This window comes from uncultured Draconibacterium sp. (assembly GCF_913060805.1).
Lineage (GTDB): Bacteria > Bacteroidota > Bacteroidia > Bacteroidales > Prolixibacteraceae > Draconibacterium.
The window spans coordinates 61,778-85,613 of the sequence record NZ_CAJXTC010000001.1 but is presented as its reverse complement, the minus strand read 5'-3'; the positions used below and the strand labels follow the sequence as shown (position 1 = coordinate 85,613).

Sequence of the window (23,836 nt, the reverse complement as noted above, 5' to 3'; positions counted from 1 at the left end):
TTTCGGTCGTTCCTCCTTTGCCGGGAAACTTAACTATTGCAATGGGAACAATCCATTAGGGATTTGATTTTGGCAGAAGGTAATGATCAAAGGTTACCAGGCGCATCTGCAAAAACGGATCAGAAAGATGTAACTACCATGCGCCGCATTCTGATAAGTTTAAAGTTTTGAAGGTAATTAGGAACCAATTCCACCGACCAGCTGCAGCCTTTCTACCCAAACGTAAACCAGAGAATGGCAGCAAGCAAAATCAAAAAAGAATACAGATACAGCGATCGAAGGTTGAATTTTTTAATTATAGTCAGCACCAATGTGGTTATAAGCAGTCCGAACAATCCTGCCAGCATCGGCAGCCATAAAATTTCGAAAACCACGTCGAAATTTTTAATTCCCGACAGATTGAGCTGTGTAACTACCGTCCAGTAAACGACCACTACCATCGACAAGATAAAAATAATTTTGGGCGCGTTTGACTTCTTATTTACTGCCATTTAAAAATCAATTACGATTTACACTTCCGCGACATATGCTTTCACGTTTTTATCGCTTAAATGTTACAATTATTCATTGGTCACTCGGGCCATAAAAACAGCATTGCATAAATCTGTACCTTTCGAGATTGCTTCTCCGGCAACTCGTGGCTCGCAAATACTTTTGCCTTTTTACTTTTGCCTTTTGCCTTCACATTCTTCCCATAATCCTTTTATTCCAGCCAAACAATTCTTATTTTCAACAAGCCAATTGAATTAATAAGTCAGACAAATTATGAAAACAAAATACACTCTATTTATTGCCCTCATTATCCTCTCACTAATAAGTTGTAATAACCAGAAACAACAAAACCAAACCACTCCAGTGCCGGCTGAATCAGGCGAAACATTCAATTTCGTCTCTGCCGACAAAAGCTACAATTTTGAACTTCAATACACCGAAAGCGGAATTCGGTTAAAAGATGTAGCGCACAATAAAACATATACGATGGATCGTGTTCGGACAGCAAGTGGCGAACGTTATGTCGATGACGAGGGTAATGTTTTTTGGTCGAAAGGAAAAGCTTTTACCTTTTATAAAGGCGATGAAATCATCACACAAGGACTACTCGCAGAAAATCCGGAACAATCAATATTCGGCAATTACGTTGACGACACTTATGCCATACGCCACGAGGGATACGACTGGGTAGCGGTGAGCGTAAAAGAAGGCGCCAACAATTCCATTAACGTATCGGTACGTTCGCGGGCTGACAAGAAAAAGCCAACCTGCTCGTTTGATGCACAAGCTTTTAAAACCGACGATAACACGTACGAATCGGTGAATGACGGAAAGACCATCGTTTACACTTTTTCCAACGATTCCATCACCATTTCCACGAAAAACAAGGCCGACGAAAATATGCTGTACTTCTTCTGTTCAGGAGGAGCCACTTTTGCCGGTAGCTATAAAAAAATTGATGAGCCGCTCGATGCCAGCCAAATCGACCAAACATCGTTTATCCAGATTTTAAGCTTACAGGGCGTTGGTTTTACTGTTTCGTCTATTCGAAAAAACGACATAAATACTTTCACAGTAACAACTTTTGGTCTGCCAAACGATTACAACGAAACCTTTGAAATTATCGGTTCGCGGGTAACAGGTGCAGAAGTGGAAGACCTGAATGCCGACGGATCGCCCGAATTATTTGTGTACACACAATCGGATGGCAGCGGAAGTTACGGTAAGGTGCATGCTTTTTCGGTGAATAATTTAAAGTCGATGAGTATGGTAAACTTTCCACCGGTAGCAGAAAACGCCGAACTAAACAAAGGTTATATGGGCCACGACGAATTTGCAGTGGTGGAGAACCGACTGGTGCAACGTTTCCCGATGTATAACGATGGCGACAGCAATGCCAACCCAACCGGCGGCACACGACAAATAAGTTACAAACTTACGGAAGGCGAAGCTATGCGCCAACTGAAAGTTGACAAGGTTAGTGAGTATTGAGTTAGTGAATGATAGAATTAGTGAATGAGTGATTGGGTTATTGGGTAAATGAGTCCTCGAATCCCCTCTATCTCGCGGATAGTGGCTAATGACTTTGTACTTTCTCCTTATAACTTTTGCCTTAATATTTTTATTTTATGTAAACAAATGTTATTTTTAAAACTCCTTACCCGGTCACAGAAAAGATTCGTAGCGTTGGATAGACCCCAGGAAAACGAGAAAAAAGATTGATACACATACATTAACAATAAAAACCTTCTATTAATCTTTAAACTATAACCACCATGAAACTAATATCTCTCCTGAGTGCAGTCATTTTCCTTGGAAATCTGGTGAGCCTTAATGCTGTTGGGCAATCCGTAACATTCAGTATTGATTGCAGTGGATTATCGGCTACAGTCATTGAATGTGATGAGGAACTCCCCTCTTATAGCAACCTCGAAGAATTTATTGCTGCCGGTGGTGCTTACAGTTCCACTTACGACATTGATACTTTTGGTTTTTCCGACATCAGCGATGGGAATACCTGCCCTGAAACCATTACACGCAGTTACTTCATCATCAACACAAACGGCGATACGGCAAGCTGTTCGCTTCAATATGTAATTCAGGATATCACTGCTCCCTTGTTGATTCTTCCCGATAAATATTGTAGCTGTTGCAACACCTTCCCCGTTTATTCTAGCGTTTCTGACGTTTTGGAATACCAGGCAGAGGGAAACGCAATTACTGACAACTGCTCACTGGATTCCACCATCAAAATTGCTCTTCTCAGTCAGATCACAATTGATTCAGAAGATTTAATAATTTACGAAAGAACCTACCAACTCAGCGATCGCTGCGGAAATACAGCTACCGCGGTCGAATATATTTATGTGCATCACAACACTGCGCCTAACGTTCAAAATGACTCGGCTACGACTAACATAAATACGGCAATCGACATTGTGGTTACAGCTAACGATTACGATTTAAAATCCAATCTCAATCTTGAGTCCCTCAACGTACTTACCGGACCTAGTCACGGAAATGTTTTAATTAATACGCAAACCGGTACCATTACTTACACCCCTGATGAAGATTATGTTGGGCCGGATATTTTTCGATATACGATTTGTGATGATGGTATCCCTTGTATGCCGGAATGCGCAGAGGCTATTGTTTTTATAACTGTTCAGGGAGATGTTAATACCGCGGTAGCTCTAGAAGAAATCGCAACGGGTTCAGAATTTACCATTTATCCGAATCCAAACAACGGAAGATTTAAAATCAAACTGAAGGAAACACAATCCAAAGCACAATTAAGAATTGTCGACAGTATGGGTCAGCTTATCCGTAAAATGAGTATTGAACCGTCCGAAAGTAAAATTATCGACGTCGATTTATCAGATTGTACCGCTGGCACTTATACCGTAGTTCTGACACAAAATGATCAAAGAATTAGCAAACCAATAGTAATTAAATAACCTTTTAAAGACCCACAAAATGAAAACAAACATTTCAATTTACATTTTAAGCCTTATAGTCCTGGTTACGGGAATAGTTTTAACCGTAGAAAATCCCGATTCGGGAAGAATGCAATTAATAGCCGGCGGATTAACCTTTTTAGGATTTACGCTAAATATTTTGAGTTTTCTGAAAACTTACTTCCAACGAAAGGCTGAACTCAACAAACAGTTATAACTCAAACTTTATCAAATAATGGAAATTTTAATACCCGTACTTGTAATCGCTGTTAGCGCTTTAGTGTTACGTGCAATTGGCGCCTGGATGCTACGAATAACTGATATTATCGATCTTCAGAAAGAAATTTTGCAGGAGTTGAAAAAGATCAATAATTCCGACACAAAACAATAAAACCATGACCAGAGAGGAACGCCTGAAATTCTGCAAGATTTGTGAAAATAAACAAATGAGCTTGCAAGAGGGGCTTATTTGCAACATCAGCGGCAAGGCTGCCGATTTTGAAGAAAGCTGCCCGCATTTTAGAGAAGATCCACAGGCAAAACAGGAAATAGCCGCCCGCGATAAATTCAACGCATTGGAAAGAGGTTCGGCCGGCACAGGCAAACGTTTTGCTAACTACATTATCGACTGGATTTTTATCTACATCTTCATATTAGTACTATTCTTTACACTGGGAGTTGCGTTGGAGATTGCAGCTCCGGGAATTGTCGACAGCATTATCGGCAATACCTTTTTACTTTACTTCTGGATTCTCTTGAACTACTACATGTATTTTGTAATTCTGGAAGCCACTACAGGCCGCACAATTGCTAAATTTATTACCGGTACAAAAGTGGTTACAATGGATGGCGAACAACCGAATTTTTCAACCATTTTACTGCGTTCTATTTGCCGCTTTATTCCGTTCGAAGCTTTTTCATTCCTCTTTGAATCGCAACGCGGCTGGCACGACCGCCTATCAAAAACACGTGTAATTGTTGTTAAAAAAGAAAAGAAAAAATAGCTATGAAAAGACTAAGTTTTATAACTGCAATATTTGCTATACTTGCCTTTAACTTCGGCTGCCACGATGGCCATACCGGAGAGAACTGCATCGACGAGAATCCTTATTTTGAACCTGAGCCAGTCCCCGAAGTGGGGCGCCTTAACATGTCATTTTATACAAACTCGGAAATTAATACTTATGAAGAGGTGGATAACTATACCATTGCCTATATTCAGGAAGGTAGCAAAACTGTTTTCAGGTATCAACATTCCGGATATTGGGGAATACCAGATTCCATTGGAGATTACGACACGTTACCACCACCTCCTCTTGACGGCCAATTTGAAATAGCGGTGGTTTTTGAAGTGCCTTCCGACAAAGAAGAATTTCTGATCAGTGGTAACGACCTAAAAAGAGCACATGCCATGTACGGAAGTATTTCTATGGTTTCACCCGGTTATATACCAATCACTTCGGGATGTATTAAAGGTGAAAAAATAAGTGACTCCGAGTGGCAGATCGACATTAATATTCTAACAGAAAAAGATGATGTCGTTTTCAGTAAAATGATTTCTGATCGGTTTGTAAAACGATAGACATCAAATGCTTTACAGCTTCCGCGCGAACCCATTCGCATGGCTGCTTAGATTGATTTAGTAGCTCCCCCTAACTTACGGGCATAGCAACGTTATCTTTCCCCCATCACCACAAGTAGTAGTTCCATACACATAAAATCACCATTTTATGGGATTTCACACCTCATGTCTTCAAGGTAGTTTTGCAGAGTGAACGTTTAACTACTTTATCAAAGATCATGAAGAAACTATTACTATCATTATTATTGGTTAGCGCAGGCATTTTGGCTTTCGCACAAGACAACGACAATACCCTCAATCAATACAATAACTCGGCCGATAATCTTTTAACCCAAAACAGCAAATTGCTGATTGGCGGTTACGGCGAAGTACACTACAACCAACCTTTGTCGGGCGATACTTACAACAATGGCAAACTCGATGTGCACCGCGTGGTGATGTTACTGGGGTATAACTTTAACGAAAAAACACAGTTTATCACCGAAATTGAATACGAGCATGTGAAAGAGGTTTATGTAGAGCAGGCTTTTTTGCAATACAAACTGAACAACGCGATTAATTTCAGAGGCGGGTTAATGCTGGTTCCAATGGGGATTATTAACGAATACCACGAGCCCACAACGTTTAACGGTGTTGAACGCCCACTGGTTGACAACACGATTACGCCAACCACCTGGCGCGAAATTGGTTTTGGAGTTACCGGAACTATTCTGCCGGCATCGTTAAAATACCAGGCTTACGTGATGAACGGCTTTAACGGTTACGATGGTTCGGCCAAACTAAGTGGTGCAAAAGGAATGCGCAGCGGCCGCCAAAAAGGAGCTGAGTCGTATGTTAGTGCACCAAATTTTGCGGGTAAGATCGAATATTTCGGAATCAGGGGATTGAACCTGGGCTTATCGGGCTACTTCGGAAACACACAAAGTAAACTGTACGATGGTATCGACAAAGATGATGACGCCGCAGTTGCCATGGCCGATTCGTCGGTAGTTGGCATTTCAATGCTCGGACTGGATGCCCGTTATTCAATAAGCGGAATTCAGCTGCGTGGTCAGTTGTACTATGCCAGCTTATCGAATACCGATGAGTACAATGCCTTTACTGCCACCGACGGAAGCCTGAACGATGTGGGAAGCGCTATGATCGGGTATTACGCCGAGGCTGCTTACAATGTTTTCCGCACGGTTGACACCGAGTTGCAACTGACACCATTTGTGCGCTACGAGTTTTTGAATACACACAGTTCGGTAGAAAACAATATTGTTAAAAACGCATCGTACGAGAAAACTGCCATAACAACAGGACTTACGTTGGCATTAACAAAAGGAGCGGTGGTAAAAACCGATATCCAGTTTGTTAAAAATGCTGCCACCGATACCTACGCAAAAACGTTTAGTGCCGGAATTGGCGTAATGTTTTAAACCGCAGTCTTATGAGAATCAAAGCAGGAATATTATTATTTGTCACTTTATTGAGTGCGAGTTTGGCTTTTGCCCAAAGCGATGTGGATTTTCAGCCAAAAGCATTGGTAAAGACACTTGAGAAATCGGGAATCGAAGAACTGACGGGTGTTGAAGAACTTACCCTTCCCAAAGATGCTTGTACTTCAAACGGCAAATACTTCCTGGTTACTAAAAATAACGAGAACGAATACCGGTACATTTACATTGGTCGCGTGAACAGCTGCCGGGCCGGAGGATGCTCCGCAGAGCACGAATCACCAACAACACTCGATTCGGAATACTTTGATTATTACATTTTATTCGATGCGCACAAAACCGTGCAGGCCGTTAAAGTATTTAACTACCAGGCTACTCACGGTTACGAAATTACCGCCAAAGGCTGGCTAAAACAATTCATCGGTTTTAATGGCTCCGACTCGTTGAAAGTGGATAAAAACATCGATGCCATTTCAGGTGCCACCATCTCGGTATATGCCATTACCGCTGATGTGGAAAACAAAACAGCACTGCTGAAAAAGCTACAGCTATAAATAGCAAAAGTTATACATTATATACGTTTTAAGTCCCGGTTGACATTGGTTGTCGATCGGGACTTTTTTTTACGATGTCTGCTAATAGTAAATTGTATTTCCGCACCATGTTTTAAGATCTCAATCCTCCGTCCGTCTACCGACGGACACCTCCTTTTCAAAAAGGAGGACGAATACCCCTTGGCGAAGGGGGAATAAAAGGGAGATTGGCAAATATTGCTTCAGTCGTTCCTTCTTTGCAATCGCATTTTTTGTGGTTTTAAATCGGCAGCGGACAATTACTTATTTAATCCCGGCACGAATCTTTCCTGTCCGCTACGTTTGTCCTTCTGTATTACAAGTCATGGCGAGCGTAGCGAAGCAATCTCCCCCTGCAACCGCGTGATTCCATCGCGTGCTTGTTTATTTTACCGGAAACCACCCCGTCAGCGAAAGCAGATTTATCATCCAAATTAAAATCTTATATCGCTGACACCCCTCCTGCAAGGAGGGGAAATCTGTGAAGTAATGTTCTGTTACATTAAAAATAAAATGAATTTGCGGTGCAAGTTTAGATTCAAAGCTGTGTCTAATTCTGAAAACATTGGTTTTAATTATACAAAATTGCAATTCATGAATCTACTTTACAAGCGATCAGGAAAGATGATCGGCTACATTTTTCTTGCCTTATTTTCGTTGTCGTGTGCCAAACTTCCGGTTTACCATAGCCAGGATCTTTCAGGAAAACCCTCACCTGATTTTTCAACTATTCCAACTAATCATTTCGACGAGAAAAATAATATCCGTTATGGCGTGGCGGTGAACGATACCAACTTCTTTTTTACAGCTACTCTGAGCGACCGGAACAGTTACCCGCGAATTATGCGAGGCGGGCTAAACCTGTATTTCGACCCGCAAGGCAAGAAAAGTAAAAAGTATGCACTTAAAATTGAACGGTCTACCGATCAGTTGAACCGGCAAAATTTACAAGGCAGACCAACTCAGGAGCCGGGTATGAACGGGAATATGGCCGCAGCCATAAACAGTACACTGAAAAAAGTTACATGGGATGCCAACGGCGAGGAATTTACATTTTTCCGTAGTCCGCACCTGTATGCTATCGAAGTTAATTTTACAAGCAACGAATACAACGAGCTAGTTTTGGAGTTGCAAATGCCGCTAAAAGAAATACCCGTTGCGGGAGATCGTACTTTTTCGGCAGGACTGGAAACCGGAAGTTCTGTACCTACCGTGAAAGGAAGTGGATCGATGTCAAATTATTCCGGTTCGGGAAGAGGAAGAGGCTCGGGTGGCGGAATGGGAGGAATGTCTGGCGGTGTAGGTCGTGGAGGCGGTCGTGGAGGCCAGATGAAAGGCATGCAGCAACACCCAACCGGTGCGAGCTCATCAGCTGCAATTTCTTCGTGGTTTAAGGTTGCTTTGTGATTGGAAACTATTCTCGTTGCCCTTGTTGCCTCGCGAATCCTTTCGCGTGGTTATTCATTTTATCCGGCAACCACCCCGTCAGCGAAACCATATTAATCATCCAACTTAAAATCTCATATCGCTGACACCCCTCCTGGCAGGAGGGGAAATAAAAGCGGGATTGAAAAATTACCATACCATTAGGCAACAAAAAAGGCACGAAAAACTTCGTGCCTTATATATGAATTTGATTAAAATCTATTTTTTAACCGAGTGCAAACCGCATTCTTTTCCAGAGCCTTGCTCCCACCACCAGCGTCCGGCACGGAAATCTTCGCCCGGTTGGATAGCACGTGTACATGGCTGACAACCAATGCTAACAAAACCTTTGTCGTGCAGCACATTGTAAGGTACGTTGTATTTTTTTACCCAGTCGATAGTTTCTTCCAGGCTCCACTCCATTAGCGGATTGAATTTTACGATGTCGTTTCCAGCATCGTACTCAAAGAATTTCATGTCGCTGCGGTTATCACTTTGCGAAGCACGTAATCCGGTAATCCAAATCTCGTTTCCTTTCAAGGCACGTTTTAACGGAATTACCTTGCGAATGTAACAACACTCTTTGCGGTTTTCCAACGACTCGTAAAAACTGAAGGGTCCTTTTTCATCCAACAGTTTTTCCACTTCTTCGGTTGGCGGGAAGTAGGCTTTAATCGGCTTGTTGTATTTTTCGAGCGTACTGCGATATACTTTGTAGGTTTCCGGAAATAAACGGCCTGTATCTAAAGTAACTACTTTAATCGGCAGGTCGTTCTTAAAAATTATGTCGGTAATTACCTGGTCTTCGTAACCAAAACTGGTGGTAAAAACCACTTTATCAGGATGCTGTTCAACCAGAAATTGCAGTTTTTCTACAATCGTTTTTTCTTCCAGCTGGGTGTTATACTTGTTTGTTAGTTCTTGCATTTTCATGTAATTATATTTTAACACAAAGTTCTACCTCAATAACTCATTCTCTTACAATCCTTTTGCCTTTTAACTTTTTACTTTTGCCTTGCTCTTTCCTATTCCACATACAAAACCAGCCCTTTCAGGTATTCACTTTCAGGGTGGTAAATATTCACCGGGTGATCAACCGGTTGACTCATTTGATGCAGAATTCGAACGTTACGTCCGGCAATTGCTGCTGCTGAGAAAACGGCTTCCCTGAATTTCTCTTTCGACACCACTTGCGAGCAGGAGAAAGTAAACAGGATTCCGCCCTTACGAATCTGCTCGAAAGCGCGGGTATTTATTCGTTTGTAACCTTTTAATGCCTGAGGCAAGGTTTTGCGGTGTTTTGCAAATGCAGGCGGGTCAAGGATGATCAGATCATACTTATCCTGAATTTCTTTCAGGTATTCAAAACCATCAATCACTGTCGATTTATGGCGTTTATCTCCCGGAAAATTCAGTTCCACATTTTCATCAGTCAGGTCGATCGCTTTTGCCGACGCATCAACAGAGTGCACTGATTTGGCATCTCCCTGCATGGCATAAAACGAAAAACCACCGGTGTAACAAAACATGTTCAGCACATCGCGGCCTTTTGAGTAGTCTTGCACCAGTTTACGGTTTTCGCGCTGGTCGACAAAAAATCCGGTCTTTTGTCCTTTTTCCCAGTCAACTTTAAAACGCAGGCCGTATTCTTTAACTTCAGTTTCCGATTCTGATCCAAACAAGTAGCCGTCTTCCGATTTTACATCGGCTTTAAACGGCAGTGTTTTTTCGCTTTTATTGTAAATCGCTTTTAACTTGTCGCCCATCACTTCCTGCAGGGCTTTCACCAGCTCTTCGCGAATAAGGTACATGCCAATAGAGTGCATCTGCATCACCGCTGTTCCGTTGTAGAAATCAACGATCAGGCCCGGCATTCCGTCACCTTCGGCGTGGATCAAACGAAAAACATTGGTTTCCGGATTATTGTCGAAACCCGTCATTTTGCGCAGGTTCCAGGCACTTTCTATTTTGCTTTTCCAGAAATCGTAATCCGGTTCAATTTCCTCGAACGACACAATACGAATGGCAATCGATCCCACCTGATAGTGGCCAATTCCCAAAAACTGGTCTTTGTTGGAATACACTTTTACAAGGTCGCCTTCAGCAGGCGTACCATACATTTTTTTAATGGCTCCGGAGAATACCCATGGGTGAAAACGCAGTAATGACTGGTCTTTACCCGACTTTAATACAACTTTGACAAACTCTTTTGCCATCTCTAATTTTTTGAAAAGTTCTCGAAAATTTCCAATGCAGCCCACGCGTCGGTAGCTGCATAATATTGTTGTGCTTCTGTTAACTCGCTGGCTTCCCAATTGGTAAGCTGCTGTCCTTTTGAGATGCGGAAACCACAGGCAATGGCCGTCAGTTTTTTCAGACTGAAATTCTGAATTCCCATTTCTTTAGCCTCGTCCTGTAATTCTACAAAACCACCCGGTTTAAAAGGAACAAATTCCTGTAAACCTTTAATATCGTCGCGGATAGCAACACCCGGTTTAATTACCTTTTCATTGGCCAGTAATTCCACGATTTCGCGTGGCAAACCAATGCGGTTAATGCGGAATAAAAAAGCCTTGTTTTTGGTCGACAATTGCAGCAAAGCCACTTTGTTTACCACGCCTTTTTTAAACGATGGTTTTGTCTCGGTATCAAAGCCAATTATCGTTGCTCCGTTGAGCTCTTCAATGGCATATTTTACCTTTTGCAGCGAATCGACTAAAATGATCTGGCCTTCAAAACGTTTTAAAGGCAGCTCCGTCAATTCTTCGTTTGATATTTTTTCTTTAAACATTTATTCCTCTTCTTGATCGGTTCCCCAAAATTTATCCAGCCACTCGGGATTTCCTTTTCCGGGAACCACTTCTTCATTACTACTTTCTGCCGAAAAATCGACACCACTGTAAACCAGCATGTGTACCGCACGCATAACGTTCACCAGCTGCTGCCCCCAGAACTCCTCGAAATGATATATACACTCCGAAATTGCATCGTTCATTACTTCTTCGTTACCAATGCTGTAATTCGTGATACAATCCTTCAGATCCTGGTAAATATCGAGCAGATTTTCGGAAACACTTGCACGCACAGTTTCTTCTCCAAACTGAATATTGGGATCGAAAACCTCGTAAAAACCATCGTTCTCGCCCAACAGTTGCAACCATTTCTGATGCAGCATATTGTAGTCGAGCTCGTTTACAAACTTCTCCAGTTCCTCGTCCATTACCATTTCAATCTTCTCAACAACCGAAGCTTTCAAATAGAGCAATGGCAGCAACTTTTGCAGCTTTGCAAGATTTTCTTCTGCAGTAAGATGCGAAACATTTTCGATGGTAGAACAGTACTCATTAGCCACTGTTACAAATTCAACTACGTTTTTTGAATATACGATCTGATCCATACTCACACCTAATTTCCCCAATAATAAAACTGCTGCAAAAGTAGTAAAGATTTTTAAGACAGAACAAAAGAGTTGGAAGCTCGAAGATTGAAGTCAGAAGTTGGCCGCAGACTGCTGTTGGGAACTGAGCTTTTTCGGGAAAGATTGTAAAATTGAAAAATTGCTAAACTGTAAAACTGCCGACTGAGAACTGGGACTGGATACTGCAACTTTTGTTCCCGACGCTTCGGCCGGGATTTCGTCCGGTTAAACCGTCCTCAACTTTTGCCTTTTGCCTTTTGCCTTTTGCCTTGAAACTTTTGCCTTTAAACTTACGACTCCCTCCACTCCAGCAAGTTATCAACGCGGTAGATTATTTTTTTGTTATCGACCAGCCACTTTACTATTTCGCGCATTTTTTGTTGATCGCCCTGGAGTTTGAACAAGAGATTTTCATACGTGCAAGGATCAGCCAACAATTTTTGCACCCGTTTACTAACCGTGCCAAATTCGTAATCGCTGAGTGCAAATGCCTGTTTGGCTTTACAAATATCGCAGGTGCCACAAGGCGCTGCATCGCTTTCGCCAAAATATTGAAGTAGAATCTGGCTGCGGCAAGTAGCCGAATCGGTGGCATAATGAATTACCGACTCAATTTTTTCGGTGTAGTCCTTTTTCCGCAGATCGTAATTCTCTTTCGATATTTTCAGGCGATCGATGTGCACACGCTCTTTCGTGAAGTATATAAATGGTGTTTGACTTTTCGGCACATAATCAATCACTTTCGACTGGCGCAGGTGTTTTAGGTAATTGTACACCTGATCGCGATTGAGCCCTGAACGTTTCGAAAGCAGCTCTTCATCAACCGACACATAACCGCTAAACAGACCGGTGTACGAGCGCAAAAGCAACTTTATAAAATCGTCGAGCTTGGCGTTGGCCACCTGAAATTTGTACAATTCATCGCGCGAAATCGGGAAATAGATCCGCGACGGACTGTCAACCTGCTCTGTAAATTCAAGGTATTCCTGGCGCTGCAAAATCTTCAGACTATTATAAACCATCGCCTGCTGAAACTTGTAGGCCTGCGCAAATCCCTGTAAACTAAACTCGCGCACCTGTCCTTTTCCGTGGCCCACCGCAACCTGAAAATAGTTACACAACGAATCGTAAATACGCTTTATATTATCGGTTTCAGGAAACGATGTTGAGATGTGCTTTTTCAGCTTTGTGGTATCGGCATTATTATATAATAGTACCGCTGCCGACTTTTTCCCATCGCGGCCTGCCCTACCCGCTTCCTGGTAATAGGCTTCCAGCGAATCGGGCGCATCGATATGAATTACAAAACGAACGTTGGCTTTGTCGATTCCCATTCCAAAAGCATTGGTAGCAACAATCACACGTGTTCTTCCGGTCAGCCAGTCGTCTTGCCGCGAGCTTCGCACAATATTTCCCAAACCGGCGTGGTAATAATCGGCCGAAACTCCGTTTTGCTTCAATTCATCGGCAATTTCGCGGGTGGCTTTTCGGCTGCGAACATAAACTACTCCCGCGCCTTTACTTTTTTTCAGCGTATCGAGCAGGTACCCGGTTTTATTTTCGACATGCCGCACCAGGTAACTCAGGTTTTCGCGGTGAAAAGACATTTTTAACAAATTCTTCTCTTTGAAACCCAACTTGTCCTGAATATCATCGGCCACCTTTGGCGTAGCGGTTGCGGTTAAAGCCAAAATTTTTACTTTGGGCAGCAGTTCGCGCACTTTTATAATGCCTAAATAACTGGGGCGAAAATCGTAGCCCCACTGCGAGATACAGTGCGCTTCGTCAACGGTTAACAAGTTAACTTTCATTTGCTCCAGCCGCTCCACAAAACGCTGAGAATTCAAACGTTCCGGCGATACATACAAAAACTTGTAATTGCCCCAAACAGCGTTGTCGAGCGTTAGTTTTATCTCGCGTGCCGACATTCCGCTGTGTACAGCCAGTGCTTTTATCCCTTTCCGGTTAAGGTTTTCCACCTGGTCTTTCATTAAAGCGATCAGCGGTGTAACCACCACACAAATGCCTTCATGTGCCAGCGAATACACCTGAAAGGTTATGGATTTCCCGCCGCCGGTTGGCATTAATCCAAGCGTATCGTTACCCGCTGCAACAGACTCAATAATTTCGAGCTGCAGCGGCCGGAATTCGGGGTAGCCCCAATAGCGGGTAAGTATCTGCCTGAAGTCTTCCATTAATACAAATTAAGAAATCATTTTAACCTTTAACAATTTTTATTCTTCAAAAGTAGCTACAGCCGAAATAAATCGGTTCAGGTCCACTATTTTTTTGTAGTTTTGCGCTTTAATAAAAACATTAAAATAGTTAGGCATGTCGTTTCTAGAAGACAAAATACAGTTTGAAGGTTTAACCTTCGATGATGTTCTTTTAATTCCCTCATATTCAGAATTGTTACCACGCGAAGTTGATCTATCTTCGAAATTCACGCGTAACATTGTCATTAATACTCCGATTCTGTCGGCAGCAATGGATACGGTTACCGAGAGCAAAATGGCTATTGCCATTGCCCGCGAAGGTGGTATTGGTGTAATTCACAAAAATATGGGTATAGAGGAGCAGGCGCACCAGATAACAACTGTAAAACGTGCCGAAAATGGTATGATCTACGATCCGATTACCATTACCCCGGAGAAAAAAGTGAAGGATGCACTGGATTTTATGGCCAAGTATAAAATTGGTGGTATACCGGTTGTTGATGGTCACGGACATTTGGTAGGTATTGTTACCAACCGCGACCTTCGTTTCGAGTTGAACATGAGCCGCCCTATTTCGGAAGTTATGACCAGTCAAAACCTGGTTTCAACGCTAGAATCAACCGATTTGCACAAAGCAGCCGAAATTCTTCAGCGACACAAAATTGAAAAACTTCCGGTTGTTGATAAGGAAAATAAACTGATCGGACTGGTTACCTATAAAGATATTACCAAAGCAAAAGATAAACCGCTTGCCTGTAAAGATGAAAAAGGCCGTTTGCGCGTAGCAGCCGGTGTTGGTATTGCTGGCGACACCATGGATCGTGTAGATGCACTGGTAAAAGCACAGGTTGATGCATTGGTTTTGGATACTGCACACGGACATACCAAAGGTGTGGTTGAAATGCTGAAACGCATCAAATCAAAATATCCGGAGAAAGACGTTGTTGCCGGAAACATTGCCACTGCCGAAGCAGCAAAATTGCTGGTTTCAGCCGGTGCCGATGCAGTTAAAGTTGGAATTGGTCCGGGATCGATTTGTACCACCCGTGTTATTGCCGGTGTTGGTGTACCTCAGCTTTCTGCTATTTACAATGTTTCAAAAGCTATTAAAGATTCAGGCGTTCCTGTAATTGGCGATGGTGGCATCCGCTACTCGGGAGATATTGTTAAAGGATTGGCCGCCGGTGCCGACTCAATGATGGCCGGTGGATTGTTTGCCGGTGTTGAGGAATCTCCGGGCGAAACTATTCTTTACCAGGGAAGAAAATTTAAAGCATACCGTGGAATGGGATCGGTTGAGGCCATGCAAAAAGGCTCGAAAGACCGTTATTTCCAGGATATGGAAGAAGATATTAAGAAACTGGTTCCGGAAGGAATTGCTGCACGAGTACCTTTTAAAGGATCGCTGTACGAAGTACTTTATCAACTATTGGGTGGTTTACGTGCCGGAATGGGTTACTGTGGAGCACAAAACATCAAAATTTTGCAAGAGGCTAAATTCACCCGTATTTCAAATGCAGGTGTTCAGGAAAGCCATCCGCACGATGTAAGCATTACCCGTGAAGCACCGAACTACAGCAGCCGCCAGTAAGCGCGGGCTGCTTTTGCCCGAATGGGTGTAAAACAATCGCAATTTGCTCAAACAGAGTTGTTCAAATATAAACCGATGGTGTAAAATGAACAGAATTTTCTTTTCGTTGGTTCTTTTTCTTGTCATTACGTTACAGGCTGTGGCACAACCTTCCGAGGTGTTGTTAACGATTGAGCACCACGAGGTTACCAAAGATGAATTTGAATACATTTACAACAAGAACAACAACAATCTGTATTCCGATGCCGATAGAAAAACACCCAAAGAATACCTCGATCTGTTCATTAACTTTAAGCTAAAAGTTACTGAAGCTGAGAACTTAGGAATGGATACCAGCCAGGCTTTCATTAATGAACTGGCCGGTTACCGGAAAGAGATTGCAGCGCCTTATCTTACCGATATTGAATTTAACGAGCACCAGGTAGAGGAACTTTACCGCCGCATGAAACTGGAAGTTGACGCCAGTCATATTTTGTTGCGTGTAGATGAAAATGCGTCGGCGAAAGAAGAACAGCAGGTACTCGATAAAATAACGGACATTCGAAACCAGATAATTGCCGGGAAACCTTTTGAAGATGCGGCGGTGGAATACTCGGAAGATCCTTCGGCGCAAACAAACAAAGGCCACCTGAATTATTTTTCGGCGTTTACTATGGTGGCACCTTTTGAAGATGCTGCCTTTAACACGCCTGTTGGAGAAGTTTCCGATCCGGTGCGCACCGACTTTGGTTACCACCTGATTAAGGTGCTCGATACACGCCCCAACAAAGGAGAATTACAGGTTGCCCATATCATGAAAAACGTGGCCAGGAATGCCACTCCCGAGGAAAAGGCAAAAGCAAAAACTGCCATCGACTCCATCTACCATTTACTGCTCGATGGTGCTGATTTTGCTGAAATGGCTAAAAACGAATCGCAGGACCGGCGCTCTGCCGTTCGTGGTGGCGAAATGCCCTGGTTTTCGGCTGGCAGGATCGTAAAGGAATTTTCTGATCCGGCATTTGCACTGAAAAACGATGGCGATATTTCGAAACCTGTGGAAACGCCTTTTGGCTACCACATTATCAAACGACTAAGTGCACGCCCGGTTCCTCCTTTCGAAGAAGCCCGTGCATCGATTGAAAGTCAGATAAAAAAAGATGCTACACGACTGGCATCGGGGAAAAAAGTATTTGTTGAGAAACTGAAAAAAGAATACAACTTCACGGAAAACGAAACTGCCAAAGCAAAATTAGCAGAGCTAAACATTGCGGGCAATTCTTCTTTACCTGAAGATACATTCTTCACTATCGACAATAAAAGCTATGGCGCAGACGAACTTTCCGCGTTTGTTGCACGAAAAAATATTAAAGTTGGCTCCTATCGTTCGGTATACAACGATTGGGTAAGCGATGAGATCACCAATTTGGAAGACTCAAAACTGGAAGAGAAATACCCCGAGTTCCGCTACCTGATGAACGAATACCACGACGGCATTTTGCTGTTCAATATTTCGCAGGATAAAATATGGAACTATGCAGCACAAGACACTGCGGGTTTGGAAGAATTCTACCAAAAAGACAAGGACAAACACCTATGGGGCGACCGTTTTAAAGGTCATATAATTACCTGCAAAGATGTGTCGGTTCGCGAAGAAGCTGAAAACCTTTTTGGTGCCGGCATGAATGCCGAAGAAGTACTCGCACACATAAATGCCAATGGCGAAGAACTCATTACTATTGAAACCGGTGCCTGGGAAGAAGCCCAAAATCCGATTGTGGATTATTACGTTTGGAATGGCAAAGACCCGGAAGATTTTGACAGCGCCACCACTTTTGTTCGTGGCGACAAAATTGAACCGGAACCAAAAACGCTGGATGAAGCGCGCGGCCTTTTTATATCGGATTACCAGGACCACCTGGAAGAACAGTGGATAAAGGAATTGCGCCGCAAGTACAAGGTTAAAGTGGATAAAAAACTGCTAAATTCCATCGAAGGTGTTTAAACGGCAACTCACATATGGTTTTATCGTTGCATTGGCAATTGCTCTTGCCGCATGCTCGTCGGACATTAGCGATGAGCCGGTTGCCAGTGTTGGAGAAAAAGTGCTTTACAAATCTAAGGTGGAAGAAATTCTGCCCAAAGGAATCAGCAGAGAAGACAGTATCTCGATGAGCCAGAATTACATCGACAAATGGGTTAAGCAGGAGTTGCTGATTCAAAAGGCCGATGAAAACCTGAGCGACGAGCAAAAAGACCTTCGTAACGAAATTGAAGAATATCGCAACTCTCTGATTATTTACAAATACAAAAACGAGCTGATCAGGCAACGTATGGACACTGTTGTTACCGACCAGCAGATTGAAGAATTCTACAACAGTAATCCGGCAAATTTCAACCTGAACAACAGCATTGTAAAAGCAACGTTTGTAATGATTCCGGGCGATTTGGCCGATCCTGATCTGGTAAAATCGTTGATTGCCGACACTTCGCCCGAAGGGATTGACGAACTTCGCGATTATTGCGGGCAATACGCCAAGAAAGTAAACATATCGGCCGACGAATGGATAAGTTTCCAGGTGCTGGAAAAGAACTTTCCGGAAAAAGTGGACGATCCCGAGACCTTTCTGACGCGGAACAAGCTGTATGAAATGAATGATTCAAATTATTACTATATTGTCAGCATTCATGATTTCAAGCTAAGTAACGACCTGGCTCCGATTGAATTTGTTCGGGAGAACATCAAGAATCTGATCCTGAATCAGCGCAAGATCAAGTTCTTAAAAGAAATTGAGGAAAATATTTACACAGAAGGTGTGAGACAAAAGAAATTCAGAATATATGAATAGGAAACAAATTAATGAAAATAAGATGACTAGAATTTTTGTAACAATGATGCTAATGCTTGCGGTACTTACCGGAGCAAATGCTCAGGATAAGGTTATCGACCAAATTGTAGCCGTGGTTGGTGGTAACGTTATTTTGAAATCGGACATCGAAAACATGAACATTAACCAGCAAGCGCAGGGAATTACCTCTGAAGGAGATATGAAATGCGAGATTCTGGAAGATTTTTTGATTAACAAACTACTGGTTGCCGAAGCCGAACTCGATACCTTAATATCGGTAACACCCAGCCAGGTAAACCAGCAAATGGATGCGCAGTTGCAAATGTACCTGCAACACTTTGGTACCGAAAGCGCTGTTGAAACCTACTTCAACAAACCAATTGCAAGTATTAAAGCCGACATGCAGGAAGCCATTCGCGAGCAGTTGTTGAGCCAGCAAATGCGCTCGAAAATTGTTGAGAATGTAACGGTAACTCCATCGGAAGTGCGATACAACTACCGCAACTTAAGCAACGATGAAATTCCTACTATTCCTACGCAATACGAGTATGCACAAATTACTGTTCAGCCGCAAGTTGATTTGGAAGAGGAAAACCGCGTAAAAGCAAAATTGCGTGAGATTAAAAAACGTATTGAAAACGGTTCGAGCTTTGCAGCAATGGCCGTAATTTACTCTGAAGGTCCATCGGCAAAAGATGGTGGAGTTATTAACTATTCAGGCCGTGCACAACTTGATCCCGCCTACGCTTCAGCAGCTTTTAACCTGAAAGGTGATAAAGTATCGAACGTTGTAAAAAGTGCCTTTGGTTACCATATTATTCAATTGGTAGACAAACAAGGTGGTAAAATCCAAACCCGCCATATTTTGATGAAACCAAAAATTTCGGTTGATGCAAAAGAAGAAGCTTACGATCGCCTCGACAGTTTAGCCAACCTGATTCGCACCGATGAAATTTCGTTTGAACAGGCAGCTCAAATGTTCTCGTACGATAAAAACACCCGTAACAACGGTGGTATTGCCATTAACGCCAATACGATGTCGTCGAAATTTTCGATTGAAGAGGTGGATGCCGATGTAAGTAAGATCATCACCAAAATGAACCTTAACGAGATTTCAGATCCGTTTGAAACCATTGATATGGAAAACCAGCAAGAGGTTTATAAAGTTATTAAGCTGTTGAAGAAAATTGATTCGCACAAGGCCAACTTGCAAGACGATTACCAAACGCTTGCCGAATTGTACCTGGCGAAAAAGAAAGAACAGGTTTTGGAAGAATGGATTGCCGAGCGCCAGTCGCAAACCTATATCCGTATCGACAGAACTTATGCTAACTGCAACTTTAATTTCGATAACTGGATTAAATAATAACCCACGAATTTTTGTTTATGAATTTTAAAAACGACGTTGAAGCCTTAGATGCACTTCAGGCCAAATTTAAAGACCTGAAAAAAGAAATTACAACCGTAATCTATGGCCAGGATGAAATTATAGAACAGGTATTGATATCGTTGTTTAGCCGTGGTCATGTTTTGCTGATCGGTGTTCCCGGGCTGGCGAAAACACTGCTGGTTACTACCATTGCAAAAATATTGGGGCTAAACTACAACCGTATTCAGTTTACGCCCGATTTAATGCCATCGGATATTATCGGTACAGAAATTCTTGACAACGAACGTAATTTTAAATTCATTCGCGGGCCATTGTTTGCCAATATTATTCTGGCCGACGAAATTAACCGTACGCCACCAAAAACGCAATCGGCATTGCTGGAAGCCATGCAGGAACAATCGGTTACTGCTGCCGGACAGCACTTTGAGTTGGACAAACCATTTTTTGTTTTGGCAACGCAAAACCCGATCGAGCAGGAAGGAACCTATCCCCTGCCCGAGGCGCAGCTCGACCGTTTTATGTTTTCGGTGTGGCTCGATTATCCAAAACTGGAAGACGAAATTACCATCGTAAAAAATACAACTACCATACAAAACACCGAGTTAAAACCGGTTATTTCAGGTAAAGAGATTTTGTATTATCAGGATCTGATTCGTAAAATTCCGGTCAACGACAACGTGTTGCGTTATGCAGTTACACTGGCGGCAAAAACCCGTCCGGAGAATGAAAATGCGGCAGAAATTAGTAACCAGTACTTGAAATGGGGTGCCGGACCACGTGCATCGCAGTACCTCGTATTGGGAGCGAAAACACATGCTGCTTTGCGTGGAAAATATTCGCCCGACATTGAGGATGTAAAAGCCGTTGCTCCATCAATTCTGAGGCACCGGATTATTAAAAACTACAAAGCCGAAGCTGAAAATATTTCAATCGACGAAATCATCGACAAATTGCTTTAATGCCTTTTTACCGTTTTTATAGCAGCGCCACTTTGCGCAAATTTACCCCGGCAATTTTCTTCCTGTTCCTTCTGTTTGTAGCCACAAACGGATTTTCGCAGGAAAAAAAACGTGTGGAGATTTTGCAGGCGGAGACCTTGGAACAAAGTGAGAACGTTGCCAATGCTCAACGTCTGGTTAATGACGTAATCATCCGTCATGAAGATATTTTAATGTATTGCGACAGTGCCTACACCTACGAAGGATCGAACCGCGTAGATGCTTTTGGCAACGTACACATTAACCAGGGCGACACGCTGCACTTGTATGCACGAAAAGTTTATTACGATGGCGACCGCAGTTTTGCACAGGCCATAAACAATGTAAAGCTGGTGAATACCGAAGTTACGCTTTACACCGACACGCTGGATTACGACATGAACCTCAATGTTGGTTACTACGATTGTTTCGGGAAGATTGTTGACAGCACCAACACGCTTACCAGTAAAGTTGGGCAATATTACCTCGACAATAACGAAGCACATTTTACCGACAGCGTTGTTGGCTACTCCGATAAATACACGATTAACAGCGAAGACCTGCGCTATAATACGCAAACTGAGGTGATCTTTTTTAAAGGGCCAACTACCATTCGCGATTCGGTGAATACACTTTATGCCGAAGACGGTTGGTACAACACCCAAACCGGCGAAGCTGATCTGAAAGAAATGCCACGCGTGTATAACGAAACACAACTTTTAACGGCCAAACAAATCAGCTACAACAAAGAAAATGGCGATGGCTATGCCGAAGGAAACGTTCACATTGAAGATTATGAGAACCGCACCATTATTCAGGGAAACAAGGTAATCTACAACGAAGCAAAAGAAACAGCAACGGCCACCGATTCGGCAGTTTTTATTTCGTACAACGAAACCGACAGCCTGTTCATGCATGCCGACACCTTAAAAAGTATCCCTGACACTATTGACGGCGAAAATATTGTAATGGCTTACTATGGCGTACGCTTTTTCAGAACAGATATACAGGGACTTTGCGATTCATTGATGTATTTCACTAAAGATTCGCTGGTTCAATTGCACAGCAATCCGGTTATCTGGAGCGAACAGCACCAATTGAGTGCTGAGTATATTGAAATGATTCAGCATTCCACTGCTCCCAACGAAATGCATATGATGAAAAATAGTTTCATCATTTCGAAACAGGATTCAGGGCGCTACGACCAGATTAAAGGCAAGGACATGACCGGCTACATTGTTAACGGCAAACTACGAAATATTGATGTTGACGGTAACGGGCAAACACTGTATTATGCCCGCGACAAAGAGGCTATTATAGGATTAAACAGAGCCGAAAGCAGCAATATTGGTATTCGATTTAAAGACGGAAAGATTGATGCAATTGCTTTCCAAAAACAACCCGAAGGACAGTTAAAACCGATTCTGAAACTGGAAGATAGCGAAAAAACGCTGCCCGGTTTCGAATGGAAAATAAAACTTCGTCCGCTTTCGAAAAAAGATATTTTCTGGAGACCTGAGAAGAAAGAGGTGATTGAGGAAGAGGCAACAGAAGAAGTCACTGGTCAATAGTCGCTGGGTGCTGGATACTGGATACTAGATACTGGATGCAAGGATGCTGTCATTCTGCAGCGCAGTAAAGATTTTGTAACACCGGAACATCCCTTCCCACAAAATTGCGTAGATCGTTATTCGAACTAAAGTTTCCAAATACAGTTTTGCACGAACCTGCCCGACTCAAAAAGTTGCCAGTCGCAGAACTGCAAGAGCCAAGCTTTTGTAAAAGTTTCCTTCTCGCTGATTTGCAGGAGCATTTCTTACGGAAAAAGTAAGCTCTCGCTGAGTTGCAGGAGCAAAACCTACGCGAAAGGTTGGCTCTTGCAGAATTGCGGCTGGCAATTCTGAGGAAAAAGTTGTTAGCCGCAGATCTGCTAGAACTTATATTTCAGTGCTTTACGTGTTTTTGGCATTTTATTAATGCTTCAAGGTCTTTAAGACACTTGAAGGTTTTACTAAAAACAAAAGATTCCATCTTTTTTGCAGAGATGGAATCTTTTTTTTACTGGAAACTGATTACTGCAACTGCCTACTATACCGTGCGGTCGATCAGTTCTTTTATTTTCGGAAGCACTGTTCCAAGCGTTTCATTATTGGTCATTCGGTAGTAACCCGGAAGGATTTCAAGCAGGTCTTTTATGGCTTGTTCCAAATCACCGCGCACGGCTGTCATCGAACTAATTTGTTCCATTTCGGTATTATGGTCGAGCTGTTCCTGGCGCAAAACATCAAATTCGGTTTGCGAAGTATTTAGCAAATCAACATATTCAGTCATGCCCAACAGTGCCACACGTGCAGCTTGTTTACCAGTAAGCTCTTTTAACAGGGTTTTCATTAGTGCCGACTGTTCATCGTACCCCTCGCGGTTAAGGTGCCAGCCCACTTTGGCAATTACTTTTTCCACCTCAACAGCAGCTTCCTGTTTTTCCGCATCGGGGTGCAACAGGTAGGCCTGGGTTATGTATTTTACCCCACGAAAGAGGTTATCGCGTTTCAGGTCGGCAGCCCCCAGGGCTTCGGTTTGTTGCTGTGCCACCTGCTTGGCAATGGCACTGGCCGAAGTTTCGACACATACCACCAGAGCATGTTTAAACGGATCGTAAATAACAGAAATGGTTTCGCCCAGCGGTGCAAGCAGGGCATCGAGGCTTTGTGCAAACGACAGCAATTCGGCATTCGTTAGCCCCGAGAGATTGAAAGTTAAAATCATAATTTATTGGTTTTTATATGAGTATTTGTGGGCGTGCTTTGAACAGCCCGGTTAATGTTGTTTTGTGTTTTTCAGCTAATCCAGACCTTCAAGGTTTTAAAAACCTTGAAGGTCTGGAAACTGTTAACTGAGACTGTTAGCTGAATCTTATTTCTTCACGATCAGCTTACCTGTAAGTATTTC

The 23,836-nt window shown here is 42.8% G+C and carries 22 protein-coding genes; 15 read left to right on the top strand and 7 right to left on the bottom strand.

Going from position 1 to position 23,836, the window contains the following annotated elements; translation table 11 throughout:
* Nucleotides 1–212: 212 nt before the first annotated feature.
* Nucleotides 213–491, bottom strand: coding sequence for a hypothetical protein (locus tag QZ576_RS00330; RefSeq protein WP_297093232.1), 279 nt, complete (start codon nucleotides 489–491; stop codon nucleotides 213–215).
* A gap of 274 nt (nucleotides 492–765) precedes the next feature.
* Between QZ576_RS00330 and QZ576_RS00325 the strand changes: the two genes are divergently transcribed.
* The 9 genes from QZ576_RS00325 (at nucleotide 766) to QZ576_RS00285 (ending at nucleotide 8,449) form a co-directional block, all read left to right on the top strand.
* Entirely contained in the window at nucleotides 766–1,983 is a 1,218-nt protein-coding gene (locus QZ576_RS00325; protein ID WP_297093230.1) for a PliI family lysozyme inhibitor of I-type lysozyme, read from the top strand.
* A gap of 284 nt (nucleotides 1,984–2,267) precedes the next feature.
* The gene (locus tag QZ576_RS00320) at nucleotides 2,268–3,449 is read left to right on the top strand and encodes an Ig-like domain-containing protein (protein ID WP_297093228.1); all 1,182 of its coding nucleotides are present in this window, start codon (nucleotides 2,268–2,270) and stop codon (nucleotides 3,447–3,449) included.
* Between the two features lie 19 nt (nucleotides 3,450–3,468).
* A complete protein-coding gene (locus QZ576_RS00315) occupies nucleotides 3,469–3,666 on the top strand; it encodes a hypothetical protein (RefSeq protein WP_297093226.1) in 198 nt (65 codons plus the stop codon).
* 18 nt (nucleotides 3,667–3,684) lie between these two features.
* A complete protein-coding gene (locus QZ576_RS00310; RefSeq protein ID WP_297093224.1) occupies nucleotides 3,685–3,840 on the top strand; it encodes a hypothetical protein in 156 nt (51 codons plus the stop codon).
* 4 nt (nucleotides 3,841–3,844) lie between these two features.
* Entirely contained in the window at nucleotides 3,845–4,453 is a 609-nt protein-coding gene (locus QZ576_RS00305; RefSeq protein ID WP_297093222.1) for an RDD family protein, read from the top strand.
* A gap of 2 nt (nucleotides 4,454–4,455) precedes the next feature.
* Nucleotides 4,456–5,031 carry a hypothetical protein gene (locus tag QZ576_RS00300; RefSeq protein WP_297093220.1) on the top strand — a complete coding sequence of 192 codons (576 nt, stop codon included), beginning with the start codon at nucleotides 4,456–4,458 and terminating at the stop codon, nucleotides 5,029–5,031.
* A gap of 218 nt (nucleotides 5,032–5,249) precedes the next feature.
* The gene (locus QZ576_RS00295) at nucleotides 5,250–6,452 is read left to right on the top strand and encodes a hypothetical protein (protein ID WP_297093218.1); all 1,203 of its coding nucleotides are present in this window, start codon (nucleotides 5,250–5,252) and stop codon (nucleotides 6,450–6,452) included.
* Nucleotides 6,453–6,463: 11 nt separating this feature from the next.
* Nucleotides 6,464–7,024: an FMN-binding protein gene (locus QZ576_RS00290; RefSeq protein ID WP_297093216.1), complete on the top strand. Its 561-nt coding sequence runs from the start codon at nucleotides 6,464–6,466 to the stop codon at nucleotides 7,022–7,024.
* A gap of 612 nt (nucleotides 7,025–7,636) precedes the next feature.
* A complete protein-coding gene (locus QZ576_RS00285; RefSeq protein WP_297093215.1) occupies nucleotides 7,637–8,449 on the top strand; it encodes a hypothetical protein in 813 nt (270 codons plus the stop codon).
* Between the two features lie 237 nt (nucleotides 8,450–8,686).
* On the opposite strand, the gene QZ576_RS00280 is transcribed toward QZ576_RS00285, so the two are convergent.
* The 5 genes from QZ576_RS00280 to QZ576_RS00260 form a co-directional block, all read right to left on the bottom strand.
* The gene (locus tag QZ576_RS00280) at nucleotides 8,687–9,394 is read right to left on the bottom strand and encodes a phosphoadenylyl-sulfate reductase (protein WP_297093213.1); all 708 of its coding nucleotides are present in this window, start codon (nucleotides 9,392–9,394) and stop codon (nucleotides 8,687–8,689) included.
* 98 nt (nucleotides 9,395–9,492) lie between these two features.
* Nucleotides 9,493–10,683 carry a class I SAM-dependent rRNA methyltransferase gene (locus QZ576_RS00275; protein WP_297093211.1) on the bottom strand — a complete coding sequence of 397 codons (1,191 nt, stop codon included), beginning with the start codon at nucleotides 10,681–10,683 and terminating at the stop codon, nucleotides 9,493–9,495.
* A 2-nt stretch (nucleotides 10,684–10,685) separates the two neighbouring features.
* Nucleotides 10,686–11,258, bottom strand: coding sequence for a 3'-5' exonuclease (locus QZ576_RS00270; protein WP_297093209.1), 573 nt, complete (start codon nucleotides 11,256–11,258; stop codon nucleotides 10,686–10,688).
* Nucleotides 11,259–11,864, bottom strand: coding sequence for a DUF5063 domain-containing protein (locus QZ576_RS00265; protein WP_297093206.1), 606 nt, complete (start codon nucleotides 11,862–11,864; stop codon nucleotides 11,259–11,261). It abuts the gene before it with no gap.
* A gap of 311 nt (nucleotides 11,865–12,175) precedes the next feature.
* Nucleotides 12,176–14,080, bottom strand: a complete 1,905-nt coding sequence (locus tag QZ576_RS00260) for an ATP-dependent DNA helicase RecQ (RefSeq protein ID WP_297093204.1) — start codon at nucleotides 14,078–14,080, stop codon at nucleotides 12,176–12,178.
* Nucleotides 14,081–14,216: 136 nt separating this feature from the next.
* Here QZ576_RS00260 and guaB point away from each other — a divergent pair, with 136 nt between their 5' ends.
* The 6 genes from guaB to QZ576_RS00230 all read left to right on the top strand — a co-directional run bounded on the left by guaB (nucleotide 14,217) and on the right by QZ576_RS00230 (nucleotide 22,458).
* Complete coding sequence (guaB, locus tag QZ576_RS00255) at nucleotides 14,217–15,692, top strand: IMP dehydrogenase (protein ID WP_297093202.1); 1,476 nt, start codon at nucleotides 14,217–14,219, stop codon at nucleotides 15,690–15,692.
* Nucleotides 15,693–15,777: 85 nt separating this feature from the next.
* Nucleotides 15,778–17,676: a peptidylprolyl isomerase gene (locus QZ576_RS00250; RefSeq protein WP_297093200.1), complete on the top strand. Its 1,899-nt coding sequence runs from the start codon at nucleotides 15,778–15,780 to the stop codon at nucleotides 17,674–17,676.
* On the top strand, nucleotides 17,669–18,520 hold the full coding sequence (locus QZ576_RS00245; protein ID WP_297093198.1) for a hypothetical protein: 852 nt from the start codon (nucleotides 17,669–17,671) through the stop codon (nucleotides 18,518–18,520). Before QZ576_RS00250 ends, QZ576_RS00245 begins: the two co-directional genes overlap by 8 nt.
* 22 nt (nucleotides 18,521–18,542) lie before the next feature.
* On the top strand, nucleotides 18,543–19,886 hold the full coding sequence (locus QZ576_RS00240; protein ID WP_297093196.1) for a peptidylprolyl isomerase: 1,344 nt from the start codon (nucleotides 18,543–18,545) through the stop codon (nucleotides 19,884–19,886).
* A gap of 20 nt (nucleotides 19,887–19,906) precedes the next feature.
* Entirely contained in the window at nucleotides 19,907–20,869 is a 963-nt protein-coding gene (locus QZ576_RS00235) for an AAA family ATPase (protein ID WP_297093194.1), read from the top strand.
* Nucleotides 20,869–22,458: an OstA-like protein gene (locus QZ576_RS00230; protein WP_297093192.1), complete on the top strand. Its 1,590-nt coding sequence runs from the start codon at nucleotides 20,869–20,871 to the stop codon at nucleotides 22,456–22,458. The genes QZ576_RS00235 and QZ576_RS00230 overlap by 1 nt, the downstream gene beginning before the upstream one ends.
* A 517-nt stretch (nucleotides 22,459–22,975) precedes the next feature.
* Here QZ576_RS00230 and QZ576_RS00225 read toward each other — a convergent pair.
* Nucleotides 22,976–23,653, bottom strand: coding sequence for a DUF6261 family protein (locus QZ576_RS00225; protein ID WP_297093190.1), 678 nt, complete (start codon nucleotides 23,651–23,653; stop codon nucleotides 22,976–22,978).
* Nucleotides 23,654–23,836 lie beyond the last annotated feature (183 nt).

Bases quoted from the DNA above. Each gene is read 5' to 3' on its own strand.
- QZ576_RS00330 (WP_297093232.1), bottom strand. From the start codon at position 491: ATGGCAGTAAATAAGAAGTCAAACGCGCCCAAAATTATTTTTATCTTG.
- QZ576_RS00325 (WP_297093230.1), top strand. From the start codon at position 766: ATGAAAACAAAATACACTCTATTTATTGCCCTCATTATCCTCTCACTA.
- QZ576_RS00320 (WP_297093228.1), top strand. From the start codon at position 2,268: ATGAAACTAATATCTCTCCTGAGTGCAGTCATTTTCCTTGGAAATCTG.
- QZ576_RS00315 (WP_297093226.1), top strand. From the start codon at position 3,469: ATGAAAACAAACATTTCAATTTACATTTTAAGCCTTATAGTCCTGGTT.
- QZ576_RS00310 (WP_297093224.1), top strand. From the start codon at position 3,685: ATGGAAATTTTAATACCCGTACTTGTAATCGCTGTTAGCGCTTTAGTG.
- QZ576_RS00305 (WP_297093222.1), top strand. From the start codon at position 3,845: ATGACCAGAGAGGAACGCCTGAAATTCTGCAAGATTTGTGAAAATAAA.
- QZ576_RS00300 (WP_297093220.1), top strand. From the start codon at position 4,456: ATGAAAAGACTAAGTTTTATAACTGCAATATTTGCTATACTTGCCTTT.
- QZ576_RS00295 (WP_297093218.1), top strand. From the start codon at position 5,250: ATGAAGAAACTATTACTATCATTATTATTGGTTAGCGCAGGCATTTTG.
- QZ576_RS00290 (WP_297093216.1), top strand. From the start codon at position 6,464: ATGAGAATCAAAGCAGGAATATTATTATTTGTCACTTTATTGAGTGCG.
- QZ576_RS00285 (WP_297093215.1), top strand. From the start codon at position 7,637: ATGAATCTACTTTACAAGCGATCAGGAAAGATGATCGGCTACATTTTT.
- QZ576_RS00280 (WP_297093213.1), bottom strand. From the start codon at position 9,394: ATGCAAGAACTAACAAACAAGTATAACACCCAGCTGGAAGAAAAAACG.
- QZ576_RS00275 (WP_297093211.1), bottom strand. From the start codon at position 10,683: ATGGCAAAAGAGTTTGTCAAAGTTGTATTAAAGTCGGGTAAAGACCAG.
- QZ576_RS00270 (WP_297093209.1), bottom strand. From the start codon at position 11,258: ATGTTTAAAGAAAAAATATCAAACGAAGAATTGACGGAGCTGCCTTTA.
- QZ576_RS00265 (WP_297093206.1), bottom strand. From the start codon at position 11,864: ATGGATCAGATCGTATATTCAAAAAACGTAGTTGAATTTGTAACAGTG.
- QZ576_RS00260 (WP_297093204.1), bottom strand. From the start codon at position 14,080: ATGGAAGACTTCAGGCAGATACTTACCCGCTATTGGGGCTACCCCGAA.
- guaB (WP_297093202.1), top strand. From the start codon at position 14,217: ATGTCGTTTCTAGAAGACAAAATACAGTTTGAAGGTTTAACCTTCGAT.
- QZ576_RS00250 (WP_297093200.1), top strand. From the start codon at position 15,778: ATGAACAGAATTTTCTTTTCGTTGGTTCTTTTTCTTGTCATTACGTTA.
- QZ576_RS00240 (WP_297093196.1), top strand. From the start codon at position 18,543: ATGACTAGAATTTTTGTAACAATGATGCTAATGCTTGCGGTACTTACC.
- QZ576_RS00235 (WP_297093194.1), top strand. From the start codon at position 19,907: ATGAATTTTAAAAACGACGTTGAAGCCTTAGATGCACTTCAGGCCAAA.
- QZ576_RS00230 (WP_297093192.1), top strand. From the start codon at position 20,869: ATGCCTTTTTACCGTTTTTATAGCAGCGCCACTTTGCGCAAATTTACC.
- QZ576_RS00225 (WP_297093190.1), bottom strand. From the start codon at position 23,653: ATGATTTTAACTTTCAATCTCTCGGGGCTAACGAATGCCGAATTGCTG.